The organism is Acinetobacter sp. YH12152 (assembly GCF_013418285.1).
GTDB lineage: Bacteria > Pseudomonadota > Gammaproteobacteria > Pseudomonadales > Moraxellaceae > Acinetobacter > Acinetobacter amyesii.
Window position 1 is genome coordinate 1 of sequence record NZ_VPCH01000067.1, and the last position, 13,283, is coordinate 13,283.

10 protein-coding genes are annotated in these 13,283 nt (G+C 41.8%); 6 read left to right on the plus strand and 4 right to left on the minus strand.

All coding sequences use genetic code 11. From position 1 onward, the window contains the following. Positions 1–150: 150 nt before the first annotated feature. Complete coding sequence (locus FTU83_RS15605) at positions 151–648, minus strand: phosphate-starvation-inducible protein PsiE (RefSeq protein WP_180005493.1); 498 nt, start codon at positions 646–648, stop codon at positions 151–153. A 170-nt stretch (positions 649–818) separates the two neighbouring features. Here FTU83_RS15605 and FTU83_RS15610 point away from each other — a divergent pair, with 170 nt between their 5' ends. Both FTU83_RS15610 and FTU83_RS15615 read left to right on the plus strand, forming a co-directional pair. Then, entirely contained in the window at positions 819–1,451 is a 633-nt protein-coding gene (locus FTU83_RS15610; protein ID WP_180005498.1) for an FMN-binding negative transcriptional regulator, read from the plus strand. Positions 1,452–1,465: 14 nt separating this feature from the next. Further along, positions 1,466–2,011: a GNAT family N-acetyltransferase gene (locus tag FTU83_RS15615; protein ID WP_180107238.1), complete on the plus strand. Its 546-nt coding sequence runs from the start codon at positions 1,466–1,468 to the stop codon at positions 2,009–2,011. Positions 2,012–2,126: 115 nt separating this feature from the next. Here FTU83_RS15615 and FTU83_RS15620 read toward each other — a convergent pair whose 3' ends face one another. The 3 genes from FTU83_RS15620 to FTU83_RS15630 all read right to left on the minus strand — a co-directional run bounded on the left by FTU83_RS15620 (position 2,127) and on the right by FTU83_RS15630 (position 6,852). Beyond that, positions 2,127–3,908, minus strand: a complete 1,782-nt coding sequence (locus FTU83_RS15620; protein WP_180005491.1) for an acyl-CoA dehydrogenase C-terminal domain-containing protein — start codon at positions 3,906–3,908, stop codon at positions 2,127–2,129. A 193-nt stretch (positions 3,909–4,101) separates the two neighbouring features. Continuing rightward, entirely contained in the window at positions 4,102–5,904 is a 1,803-nt protein-coding gene (locus FTU83_RS15625) for an acyl-CoA dehydrogenase C-terminal domain-containing protein (RefSeq protein WP_180005490.1), read from the minus strand. 318 nt (positions 5,905–6,222) lie between these two features. Continuing rightward, the gene (locus FTU83_RS15630; RefSeq protein WP_180005489.1) at positions 6,223–6,852 is read right to left on the minus strand and encodes a hypothetical protein; all 630 of its coding nucleotides are present in this window, start codon (positions 6,850–6,852) and stop codon (positions 6,223–6,225) included. A 135-nt stretch (positions 6,853–6,987) separates the two neighbouring features. Here FTU83_RS15630 and baeS point away from each other — a divergent pair, with 135 nt between their 5' ends. The 4 genes from baeS (at position 6,988) to FTU83_RS15650 (ending at position 13,007) form a co-directional block, all read left to right on the plus strand. Continuing rightward, positions 6,988–8,664, plus strand: a complete 1,677-nt coding sequence (baeS, locus tag FTU83_RS15635; protein ID WP_180005488.1) for a sensor histidine kinase efflux regulator BaeS — start codon at positions 6,988–6,990, stop codon at positions 8,662–8,664. Positions 8,665–8,676: 12 nt separating this feature from the next. Further along, a complete protein-coding gene (locus FTU83_RS15640) occupies positions 8,677–9,363 on the plus strand; it encodes a response regulator (protein ID WP_111885370.1) in 687 nt (228 codons plus the stop codon). Positions 9,364–9,603: 240 nt separating this feature from the next. After that, positions 9,604–11,301, plus strand: coding sequence for a DUF4198 domain-containing protein (locus FTU83_RS15645; RefSeq protein ID WP_257222654.1), 1,698 nt, complete (start codon positions 9,604–9,606; stop codon positions 11,299–11,301). A 350-nt stretch (positions 11,302–11,651) separates the two neighbouring features. Further along, positions 11,652–13,007: an amino acid permease gene (locus FTU83_RS15650; RefSeq protein ID WP_180005487.1), complete on the plus strand. Its 1,356-nt coding sequence runs from the start codon at positions 11,652–11,654 to the stop codon at positions 13,005–13,007. Positions 13,008–13,283 lie beyond the last annotated feature (276 nt).

A 13,283-nucleotide genomic window follows, 5' to 3' on the forward strand; every position in this document is an offset into this window, starting at 1 on the left:
CATATTAAGCTTTACGAGGGCGTTGTATCGTCTGACGAGACGTGTATCAAGATGGGAGATATTAAATTGAAGAGCATGCTCTTCAATTTAACCCAAAACTTGGGATTTGTGTAGATACCTATGCCTTAAAAAAGAGGGGCTTTAATAAGACTAAGCTAACTCATCATCTTGCGGACGTGGGGTTTTTCCTTCAGGCAGTGGCTTCTCGGAATGCTTATCTCGAATAACAGAAGGGTAGGTCCAAGAGGCATAGCGTACAATCAAAATGGCCGCAGCAAGAATGAGGATCGAACCTGTAGTAATGACCAATCCCATATCCGCTTTATGGTCATGTTGAATGTCCGAAATTAGTAAACGGGTCAGGGCAGTAATAGCAATATAAATCAGGAAGCGTACCGGCATGTGGTTGGTTTTAAAATAAATACCAACCATGGCACCGAGCTCAAGGTAAATAAACAATAATAAAATATCGTCAATCGTGGCGAATTGTTTAACTGTAATAATTTCAAAAATGGTATGACCCGCAGACCATAAAATCATACAGCCGATGACAAACAGTGCAAGATAATGAAAACCTTCTACAGCAATATTGCCAAAACGGTCAAGGAGGGCTTCAACTTTTTCTACTTTGGGATCACGGTGTTTCATATATCTTCCTCCTGTGTAAATTGCGTGAATATTCAATGATGAACTAGTCATTAAATACCAAGCAAATTTCATGCACATGAAGCGCATATGACAAAAATATTTTTTAGGTTTAATAAAGTTTTTAATGTTAAGTTTGAGCTTAAATTTTGTCCTATAAGAATGAAGCGACGATGTATCAACCAACGCATTTTAAACATGATGAACTCCCTGATCTGATTGATCTTATGCGTAAGTATGCTTTGGCGACAGTAATACTGACTGCACCCAATGGTGAGTTGGAAGTGAATCATTTACCACTAGAATATGACGCTGAGTCAGGCGAATTAGGTGTATTACGCGGTCATATTGCTAAGGCCAATCCAATGTTTGAATTGCTAAATCAGTCAGCGCAAGCCTATGTGATTTTTCATGCCGACGAAGCATATATTTCGCCAAATTGGTACGAAGGAAAACAAGAACATCACCGTGTCGTGCCGACATGGAATTATCGTGTAGTCCATGTTAAAGGCAAGATACGTAAAATTGCAGATGAAAAATATTTACGTGGAATTTTGGCTTGTTTAACTCGTACTCATGAAGCGACGCAACCCATGCCATGGAAAATGGGCGATGCGCCTCATGATTTTATTGCGGAACAACTGGAAAAAATTGTAGCAATTGAAATCGATATTCAGTCGATGATCGGGAAATTTAAAGTCAGTCAAAATCGCAGCGCTATAGATGCGATGAATGTGGAAAAAGCTTTGGAAAGGTCGAATGCTGAAATGGCGGAGTCGATCAAAAAATTTTATCCCATGAAATAACAGGCTAAATAATCATGCCCAATAGGATTGAAACTGAACGTTTATGCCTGAGAAAGTATCAGTTAGGAGATGAAATTTCATTATACGAAACATATTTTTCGAATATAGAAGCAACTCGTTATCTGCAGCGGTTGCCACATAAAACGATTCAACAGACTAAGAGTGTTTTAGAAAAGTGGGCAGATCATTATTGGTCGATACACAATCCTGATTTTGCATGGGTGATTAGTGATAAGAATACGCATTTAGCGATGGGCTTACTGTATTTCTTCAATCAAGACAACCATGGAGAAATACATTTTGGGTTAGGGGTGAATTTTCATGGTTGTGGTTATATGACTGAGGCTTTAATTGGGGGAATTAAGTATTTAAAGCAGAATCAGGTCACGAAGGTTGTTTCATCTTTTTGTGCTGAGGAACATCTAGCATCACAAAATGTCTTAATGAAGGCAGGGTTTAAACAAGATAAAGATACAACGCATTGGGCTACATTTCCAATGCTAGACGATCAGCTCCATCCTTGTTTTACATATCGAATGGAATTAGGTGATTGCGAATAAGTAAATATGCTTATGATTTTTTGAAAAAAGTTGTACTCAGTGGTTATGTAATAAGAGTAGTAGATGAATAAAAAAATGCCCGATAAATCGGGCATTTTTGATTTTGTACGGCTAATTAAGCTTGGTTGGTAAAGTAATCTTCAGAGAAGTTCATGATCACTTCAGAACCTGCTTTCACTTTGGCAATGCGTAAAGCCAATTCAGGCAAAATACGCTGCGTGAAGTAAAGAGTCAGTGCAAGTTTGTTTTGGTAGAACTCGCCATCTTTGTCTTTTGCTGCATCTGCAATGCGGGCAAACATATAGGCAAAGCTGAGCAGGCCTACAGCATGTAGGTAATCAACTGCTGCTGAGTTCGGGAACTCAATGTTTTCACGAGCAGCTTCAAGTACATATTGAGTCACAGCTTCAACTTCAGCTGCTGCATCTAAGGTTGCATCTTTGATGTAGTTCAAGCTGGCATCTAAGTTATTGGCAAAATCACGGATTTCTTGGATATATTCAGCAATGAATTCACCATTGCACTTAATGGTTTTTCGACCAATTAAGTCTTGCGATTGAACACCGTTGGTCCCTTCGTAAATCTGTGCAATACGGAGGTCACGGATACATTGTTCCATACCCCATTCACGAATAAAGCCATGACCACCGAAGACCATTTGCGCATCGAGTGTTGCTTGGAAAGCTGTATCAGTTAAATACGCTTTCGCAATCGGTGTTAATAGCGCAACACGGTTATTGGCTGCTTTGACTGCTTCTGGGTCAGTAGAGAACTTGGTAATGTCCAGTTGTTGACCAACATAAACCGCAAATGCACGAGACGCTTCATTGTTGGCACGTGCGTTCAGCAACATACGACGTACATCACCATGAACTAAGATGCTGTCTGCAGGTTTTGTAGGGGATTGCACGCCAGAAGCGCTGCGACCTTGTAAACGATCAGTCGCATATTGCGCTGCATTTTGATAAGCAAATTCAGAAGCACCTAGGCCTTGAATACCCATAGACAGACGTTCGTAGTTCATCATCACGAACATCGCTGCAAGGCCTTCATTTTCTTTACCAACCAGGTAGCCTTTCGCGCCATCAAAGTTCATCACACATGTGGCAGACGCTTTGATCCCCATTTTATGTTCAATAGAACCAGGGCCTACAGCATTACGCTCTCCCAATGAACCATCTGCATTCACCAAGAATTTAGGTACGATGAAGAGTGAAATTCCGCGTGAGCCCGCAGGCGCATCAGGCGTTTTCGCTAAAACTAAGTGGATGATATTTTCAGAAAGGTCGTGGTCACCGCCAGTGATGAAAATTTTCGTACCTGTAATGTTATAAGTACCGTCTTCATTACGTTCAGCTTTAGTTTTAATAATGCCTAAGTCTGTACCTGCATGCGGCTCAGTTAAGCACATCGTGCCTGACCATTCACCTGTGTACATTTTTGGCAAATAAGTTTCTTTTTGCTCTTGTGATGCATAGCTGTTTAACGCCATGCCTGCACCTACAGAAAGAAGCGGGTAGAGCATGAATGATGGGTTGGTTGCAAACAGCATTTCGTCAGACAGAACAGTCAGCATTTTTGGCATGCCTTGACCGCCCCATTCTTCATCTGCGCCTAGACCAATCCAACCGCCTTCTGCATATTGTTTAAATGCTTCTTTGAAACCAGCAGGAGTCGTGACATTGCCATTGCTATAGGTTGCGCCCTCTTCATCACCTGTGCGGTTTAAAGGATGAGTGACGTTTTGCGCAAATTTTGCCATTTCTTCAAGAATGGCTTCTGCAGTTGCAGCATCAACGTGAGCAAGATTTTCGTTGTTTTGCCAGAATTGTTCTGCTTTAAAAACATCATTTAAGATGAATTTCATATCTGCAAGCGGCGCATTATAAATTGGCATGTTCGTTCACCTGTTTATTGTTTGAATCTGTGGACTTGGGGCAATTTGTATCGGCACAAAGCGTGGAGAAAATTGACCAAAGTAAAATTATGGGACTATTTATAAAGAAAAAGGACTGCCAATGCTATGACCGTCCTTTCTCTATTTCTGCACTCAAGAGTACAATTTTTTGAATATGTTTTAGATATTCACATTAGAATGCAAAGTGTTCTGCATCCAATGCCATTAGAGGATCTAGGCCACCTGCGATCACTTCTACATGAGAGCGAACGCGCGGTAAGATTTTCTTGAAGTAGAAGCGAGCAGTCGTCACTTTTGCATTGTAGAAATCAACATCAGTTGTTCCTGCAGCTAAAGTTTCTTGTGCAACTAAGGCCATGCGAGCCCATAAATAAGCAAGCGTTACATAACCAGAGAAGTAGAGGTAGTCGACTGCAGCAGCACCCACTTCTTCAGGGTTTTGCATTGCTTTCATACCAATCTGCATGGTTAAGTCGCCCCATTCTTTGTTTAGCGCAGCAAGCGGCTCAACAAATTCTTTCATGGCAGCGTTGTCTTTGTTAGCTTCAACAAATTTATGGATGATCTTGGTGAAGTCTTTCAACATTGCACCTTGAGTACCCAATACTTTACGACCTAACAAGTCAATTGCTTGAATTTCAGTCGTACCTTCGTACAAGCAAGAGATACGTGTATCACGTACGATTTGTTCCATACCATGTTCAGAAATGAAGCCGTGGCCACCAAATACTTGAACACCGTGTTTTGCAGATTCAGAACCTGTTTCAGTCAAGAATGCTTTAGCAATTGGGGTTAGTAGAGACAAGATGTTGTCAGAGAATTTACGTTCTTCTTCCGTTGCACCTTGTTCCACGATATCGGCATGGAAAGACAATAAGTAAACCAGAGCACGACCAGCTTCAGCAAATGATTTTTGCGTAAGCAGCATGTTGCGTACTGCAGGGTGCACGATAATTGGATCTGCTTCTTTTTCAGGTGCTTTAGGGCCTGAAAGTGAACGCATTGCCAAACGGTCTTTTGCATAAGCAAGCGCACCTTGGAAAGCACCTTCAGAAGCTGAAAGACCTTGTACAGCAGTACCGATACGTGCAGTGTTCATGAATGTGAACATGCAGTTTAGACCGCGGTTTTCAGGGCCAATCAAGAAACCTTTTGCGTTATCAAAGTTGATGACACAAGTCGCGTTACCATGGATACCCATTTTGTGTTCAATCGAACCACAACGTACAGCATTGCGCTCACCAATTGAGCCATCAGCATTTACATTGAATTTAGGTACGATGAATAATGAAATACCTTTCGTGCCTTTTGGTGCACCTGGTAGACGAGCAAGGACGATATGGATGATGTTTTCAGCCATGTCGTGTTCACCAGCAGAGATAAAGATTTTCTCGCCAGAGATTGCGTAGCTACCGTCTGCTTGTGGTTCAGCTTTAGAACGGATAATACCTAAGTCAGAACCTGCATGAGATTCTGTTAAGCACATGGTACCTGTCCATTCACCTGAAACAAGTTTAGGCAGGTAAGCGTCTTTTTGTTCTTGTGAACCGTGGTGTTCTAAAGTACGTACAGCACCATGAGATAGACCAGGATACATACCCCAAGCCCAGTTCGACGTACCCACCATTTCTGAAATGATGTTACCTAGTGAAACAGGTAGACCTTGACCGCCATATTGTTCTTCAGCAGACAAAGACGGGAAACCAAGTTCGATATATTTTTGATACGCTTCTTTAAAACCAGTTGGTGTTGTGACAACGCCATCATTCCAAGTACAACCTTCACGGTCGCCGACTTGGTTAAGGGGAGAAAGTTCATTTTCACAGAAGTCAGCAGCAGCTTCTAGATATTGGTCAACCAACTCACGGCTTACGGTGTCAGAAAATGCAGGCAGTTGTGCATAGTGATCTTCTGCTTTTAAAAGTTCATGCAGAACAAATTGCATATCACGTAAGGGCGCTTTGTATTGTGGCATATCGTTTTCCTCAATACTGGTTTCTACCAGCGTTAGTAATCCTAAATAAACATTTGAACGTGTCTTCAATGACACGTATTGGAATGGTTCTAATCGTGCAACATCTTCTTATTGGGTACAAGCATTTCAGGGCGATTTGTTGGTGACTGTAAAGTCAAAGAAATATCCCTTGAAAATGCTAAGTGCATTGAGTGTAAACACTTTTGGCTGAAAATGAATGACACAAATAGTCAAAAAGCGTAAAAAGATATGTCCAATAAAAAAGGCACTCCTGGGAGTGCCTTTTTTTACGCAATGGTATTGCGATCTAAGTTTGGATTATTTTACTGGTGCTGGCGTTGGGGCAACAGGGGCTTTAGGTTGGAAGCGAACTTCACATTTACCATTGATTTGCTGTTCGCCAACTTTAATGGCAACCGCACTGCCATCAGTCTTGCCTTGACATGCTTTCATAATCGCTTGTTGCTTCGCTTGGCGTTCTGCTAAACGTTGATCAAACTGTTTAGTCAGTTCTGCACGTTTTGCATCAGTCAGTGGCTCACCGCGTTGCATCTGACCACGTATGTCGCCACGCATTGGATGATGTTCACCGCGCATTGGTTTGTGTTCACCACGTGCTTTTTTCATGTCTTGACGGTCTGCTTTGAACACCATGGTACATGTACCATCAATATTTTTATCGCCAGCTTTTACTTGAACTGTTGAACCTGTAGCCTTACCATCGCAGGCTTTTTGCATATCAGCAAACACTTGACGTTGCTCGGCACGCATTTGTTTAAAATGTTCACGTTGCTCAGGTGACATACGACGATCTTGATCACCATGATGTTGTTTCATCATGCGGCCATGATCGTTATCTTTTGGTGCGGTTGTCGATTGACAGGCAGTGAGTGCACCCATGCTCAATACGCTTGCACCGATTAAAGCCATTTTAGTCATTTGTTTCATAGTCTTTACCCCCACCAGATTAGATATTTTTCCGATGGTTAAAGATTAAATAATAAAGATGTAGAAACAATGGAGAGTTTTTTAGTTGCGTGTTCGCTACAATAATGAATATAGAAGAAAAATGAGAGTTCTCTTTTGAAAATACGTCGTATCCCGATTGCCCTACGCTTGTTTCTGACTGTGCTGTTGACGACGCTCGTCATCACAACGGTAAGTCTTGGCGTTTTGCATTGGAATATGCAGCGTAATTTCACCAAATATGTGGCCGATGTCGAGATGCAAAAGCTTGACCATGTCATTGAAAATTTAGCCGATGTGTATACGGTCTATCATGATTGGGGCAATGCGATTCAGGCACAGATTCTGCAAATTGAAGGGCAGGCAGCACCAGATGACTATGATCGTCTCTCTCGGTGGTGGTTACGTCGTCAATATGACATTGCATTGCAGCAGCGCTATTTTCAAGATCATAGTTTGAATGCAGCATCGATGTTGGCAACGCCACAGCAAACGGCAGAACAAAAAACTGAAGAGCTAAAATGGCTTGAACAAAACTTACCGTCTGAGTTTCAACCCTTTGAAGGTTTAAAATTTCCTTTAAGCGCGAATCAAAATGTGTTCCGCCCCAAAGAGTCGAATGCGGATGAAAAAGATAAAGATGCCGGTCAATCCTCTCAAAACAATACCAACAATGGTGGTAAAAAACAGTTTATTCAAATGCCTGACCGCTTGGGCTTGAGTTCACGTTTATCTTTATATGATGCACAGCGCCAATTTGTGGTGGGTGAGCCGACAGATGAACAGATTTCTTATCGTCCGATTATGGTAAATAATCAAATCGTGGGGTATTTGGGGCTCAAACCTGTACTCGAGCAAGATGATGCGATCAGTATTAACTTCTTTAGTAAGCAAAAACGTTATTTGTTATTGGTTTATGTGCTGACATTTATTGCAAGTTTAATTGCTGCACTGTTATTGGCGACCTACTTTAAAAAACCGATTCAGCGTTTGTTAATGGGAACACGTGAGTTAACAAAGGGCAATTATCAACATCAAGTCGCGGTGAACCGTAATGATGAGCTTGGTGATTTATCGAATGAATTGAACCAGTTGGCTGTGATTCTCGATCAGCATGAAACGTCACGTCGTCAATGGGTGGCCGATACTTCACATGAATTAAAAACCCCATTGGCGGTGTTGCAGGCTCAAATTGAGGCGATGCAGGACGGTATTCGTAAGCCAACGCCAGAGCATTTTACTTCGATGTTGAATCAAGTCAGTAGTCTGAAAAAATTGACCAAAGATTTGGCTGATTTGGCGCAAGCTGATGCACAGCAATTAAATTGTTATCTCACTACGATTAATCCGTGGGATGTCGTTGTGCAGGAGGTTGAAAGCTTTAAACCGAAGTTTGAACAAGCCGATTTGAAAATTACAGCAACGGGCGATGGCACTTCATTACAATTAGATATAGACCGTTTTAAACAGATTATGGTCAACTTATTGGGTAACAGTATTCGTTATACGGAAGCTGGTGGTGAAGTGCATGTTCATACTGAGCAGGATGAAACCCAGTGGACCGTGTATGTTGATGACAGCCCATTTGGTTTAACTGATGAACAGTTGGCACGTTTAGGTGAGCGTTTCTATCGTGTGGATGATTCACGTACGCGTGCAACTGGTGGTACAGGATTAGGATTGGCGTTATCCGTAAAAATAGCTAGAGCATTGGGCGGAGAATTGAGTTTTGATCATTCTCCATTGGGCGGTTTGCGTTGCAAATTGACATTTCCCAAACAGATGAAATATTAAAAGGAAGCATGCATGAAACATATCATGTTGGTTGAAGATGAAGTGGAACTTGCACAGCTAGTGCGTGATTATCTAGAGGCTGCAGGCTTTGAAGTCAGCATGTTTCATGATGGTCAAGAAGCCTATGAGAGCTTCACGCAGCGTAAGCCGAGTCTAATGATTTTGGACCTGATGGTGCCACGTATGGATGGCTTAACCATTTGCCGTAAAGTCCGTGAGCAGTCTGATCTGCCAATTATTATGGTGACTGCACGCACTGAAGAAATTGACCGTGTATTGGGGTTGAATATGGGTGCTGACGATTATGTCTGCAAACCGTTTAGTCCGAAAGAGTTGGTGGCACGTGTGCAAGCGGTATTACGTCGTTTAGAACGTAAAGCAGAGCCAGAGGTGAATGATTTATTCCGTATGGACAAAGCACAGCAACGTATTTGGTATCAACAAAAAGCGTTGAGCTTAACGCCAACTGAGTTTCGTTTACTTGAGTTGTTTTTAGAGCATGTAGGGCAGGTGTATTCACGTGCGCAATTGCTTGATCATATTAACCCAGACAGTTTTGAAGTGGCTGACCGTGTGATTGATAGTCATATCAAAAACCTGCGTCGTAAGATTTCAGATGCAGCGGAAACTGGCAACCGTCATGAGTGGATTCAAGCCGTATATGGTGTTGGTTATCGTTTTGAATATCCAGAAGATTAAAATAGATTGTAAATACTAAAAGGACAGGCTTCGGCCTGTTTTTTTTTGCTACGTGTATAGCTAGCTGCATTAATTTTAAAAACAAGAAGAACGAAAGCCATAAAGATATAAAATGCGAAATTTGCGCATTTTATTAAAATTGGTTATTATTTTGCTGGAATATTCACCAGTATGTTTGGGCTGGCAGAGTTCAATGTAGAGATAACAATTTTAAAAATGGAAAATTAGAGGGCAGAACAGATGAAAAATATAGCATTTGCAAAAATAATAATGGTCACGGGTGTCTTGGGTTTAACGGCATGTGGTGGTAGTGATCGTGATGAGACAGGAAGCGTACCGTCAGAGCCAGTTGCCGATGCCATGGTACAAAAAAGTGTAGAAGAGCTGACGCTGTTGGATGTAAATAATCTTGCATTAAATGCTGCGTCGATTCAGATTTTAAGTGATGAAGAGTGGCAGAAGGTACAAGCAGGTAGTTTGAAAGCGACAATAAATGAAATCACAGCAGATGATTCTGAACAGTTATTTCCACCGATCAACAGTTTACCGACAGCGACTCATTTTAAAGGTCAAAGTTACCTTGCTAATGCTCAAGGCATCGTTAAGCTGCCTAAATTGGCTGCAGGCACATATTATGTTTTGGTCACTAAAAATGGACAGTCTGCAGTTTCAGCATTCTTGATCCATCCTAAAAATACCAATAAGAGCATTGTGCTGAATGTGATACTCAACTGTTTAGACCAAGACTGTCAGACCTTAAGCGATGCACCTGTCAATGATGCAGTAGTCGGTACGTTGTCTGGTCAGGTCATTTATAAAGGAAAGCCTTTAGCGAATGCGCAAGTCGCATTATCTGGCGGTGCTGCGACCAATGGTGCATTTGTCAGTGCAATTACCGATGCCAATGGCTATTTCACGCTTTCATTCAACGTATCAAATGCGCTGCTTGAAGCATTGAAAAATGCCACGCTCACCATTAGCGGTGCAGGAATTAATACTATTACGAAAAAAGTTACGGTCATTGCTTCTTCTGCATCGGGCTATCAATTTGAAGTGCTGCCTGAAACGACATCTGCAGATGCCATATGGCGTGAAACTTTTGAAGCGGACTCTGCTACTCGCAATGCATGGACAAGGTCGCAACCAAGTGTGGCTAATGTCGATTGGCAGTTGCTAAACAAAGGTCACAATATTCGTAATAATCAAGTGAATCAGCGTGTGCGCTTAGCACCAAATGACCAAAGTCAAGGTAAGGTACCTGAGCCACTGCAAGGCAATACAGCATATTGGTATGGTGACAAAGTAAATGGCAACTTTATTGGCGCTTTAAGTGATTCATCAACTGCTCTAGAATTTGATGGCGGAACATCTAATACCCACAATACGGGTGAGTTAATCTCACCTGTGATTAATCTAAGCCAATATCAGGCGCCTTTGAGTTTAAGCTTTAAAACATGGTGGGAAATTGAGTCGGTCAATCCAAATAATCAGGGATTCGATTTGATGAATATTTTAGTTTCTACCGACGGCGGCAATAGCTTCAAGACTTTGGCTCGATTAAACCCGCTGGCAGATCCATCCTCGGCATATGAGCGCGCGCCGATTCCATACAGTAATTTAGGCTTTAACCTCGCACCGGCTGCTGTTCAGCAAGAAGCAATTTCATTAGATGAATATGCAGGCAAGGCCAATGTTCAGCTGAAATTCCAATTCAGAACAGTCGATCAACTTTACAACGGTTTCCGTGGCTGGATGATTGATGATGTGGTGATTCAGAAAAAAGCCGGAACTTTCCCATTATTTGATGGTGCGAGTTTTGATGAAAATTCGGATAGTGTCTATCAGGACTATAGTGGCTTCGCTGCAAAACAAGCGGGCACTGTGCTGAAAAGCACGAAGAGTTATGCTCGGTGGGCTGAAGTGCCACAGCGAAAATAAAGATTTACATGACACCGCAGCATGAATAAATAGGTTTAGACGTACTGCATTCGCTATTAATTATCCATCAAGGGTGGTGAATGCTATAACAGCTCTCAATTGAGGGCCGTTAATATTTAAAGAGGCAATGTATTCAGCCACTTTAGTATACTGGCGGCTTATGCTTCCGGCTGTTCGAGTGGAATCTTATGGCCCGTATTGTTAATCCTATCAATTTGACCAAGTGCTATGGAGAAATGCAGCTCACGCGCTGTATTCCATAATGATTCATACAGAAATGATCTGCGAATATTTGGCTGCAAAGAGCTGCACAGGCTACAATCCACTTTTTTATAAGATGAGAACGTGTTGTGAGCAGCGAAATGCCTCAACTGCAGCGCCGATTAAAGAACCGTCATATTCAGCTGATTGCAATGGGTGGCGCAATCGGGACAGGGCTATTTTTAGGCTCTGCGCATATTATTGAGTCGGCTGGACCATCGATAATTCTGGGCTATTTGATTGGTGGTTTGATTGCTTTTCTGATTATGCGCCAGTTGGGCGAGATGATTGTACAAGAGCCAGTCACAGGTTCATTCAGTCATTTTGCTTTTAAGTATTGGGGCAAGTTTGCGGGCTTTTTAACGGGCTGGAACTACTGGATTCTGTATATTTTAGTAGTGATGACCGAGCTGACCGCGATAGGCAAATATATCAATTACTGGTGGCCGCATGTGCCTGCTTGGGTTTCAGTTTTGGTGTTTTTTGCTGTGATTACGCTAGCCAATTTAGCCAATGTCAAACTGTATGCAGAATCTGAATTTTGGCTGTCGATGATTAAAGTTGTGGCGATTGTTGCCATGATTATTTTTGGTATATATCTGCTACTTACAGCAGGCGCAGACTCTACCGCTTCGATTAGTAATTTATGGGTACATGGCGGCTTCTTCCCGCACGGTTTTGAAGGCTTATTCTACATGCTAGCCTTTATGATGTTTGCTTTTGGCGGCATTGAATTAATCAGCATGGCGGCGGCTGAAACTGAAAATCCTGATCAAAATATCCCGAAAGCGGTGAATCAGACCGTAATCCGCGTGTTCTTATTTTATATCTGTTCTTTGGCTGTATTGCTGTCGCTGGTGCCGTGGAACCAGTTGAAACTTGGTGGTTTAGATCGCAGTCCTTTTGTGATGATTTTTAATCAGATGGGGATTGATTGGGCGGCGCATTTGCTGAATTTTATTATTTTGACAGCCTCCGTTTCGGTCTGTAATAGCGGCATGTATGCCAATAGCCGCATGCTGCTTGGTTTGGCAGAACAGGGCAATGCGCCAAAAGCCTTTAAACAGGTGAATAAGCACGGGACACCGATTGCTGCGGTTTTATTTTCAGCTTTGCTGATTTTTGGCTGTGTGCTCCTGAATTATTTCTTGCCTGAAAAAGCATTGAGTTATTTGATTTATATCGTGGTGAGTGCTGCAGTGCTGAATTGGATGCTGATCAGCTTGATTCATTTGAAGTTTAGAAAAGCGATGCAGCAGCAGGCTATTCAAACTAAATTTCCTGCTTTATTTGCGCCGTTCACCAACTACTTTGTCTTAGTGTTCATGCTGATGATTTTGTACATCATGTGGAATCAGGGTTTTATGTTGTCGGTGCTGATGCAGCCCGTATGGATTTTATTGCTGTTTGTACTGTTTAAGGTGATGCAAGCAAAGAAAGTTTAATAAGATGGAGGCTTAGGGAAGAGCCTTTGTTTATTGCCACTAAAGAATGATTTTGAAAATTCTGACAAGGTAAGCAAATTGAGTGAACATTCAGATAAAGACTGCTCTAGTGTACTGAATTCTAGGATAAATTTATATAAGATTATGATTTAGATCTCTTTCATAAATCAAAAAACGATCTTCTTTTTGGTTAATATTTGCACTCCGGATTTCTTAGCATTCGTGCATAATCTGCGGATGAAATACATCGATTCAAACAAGCTTTCTGATCCTCAG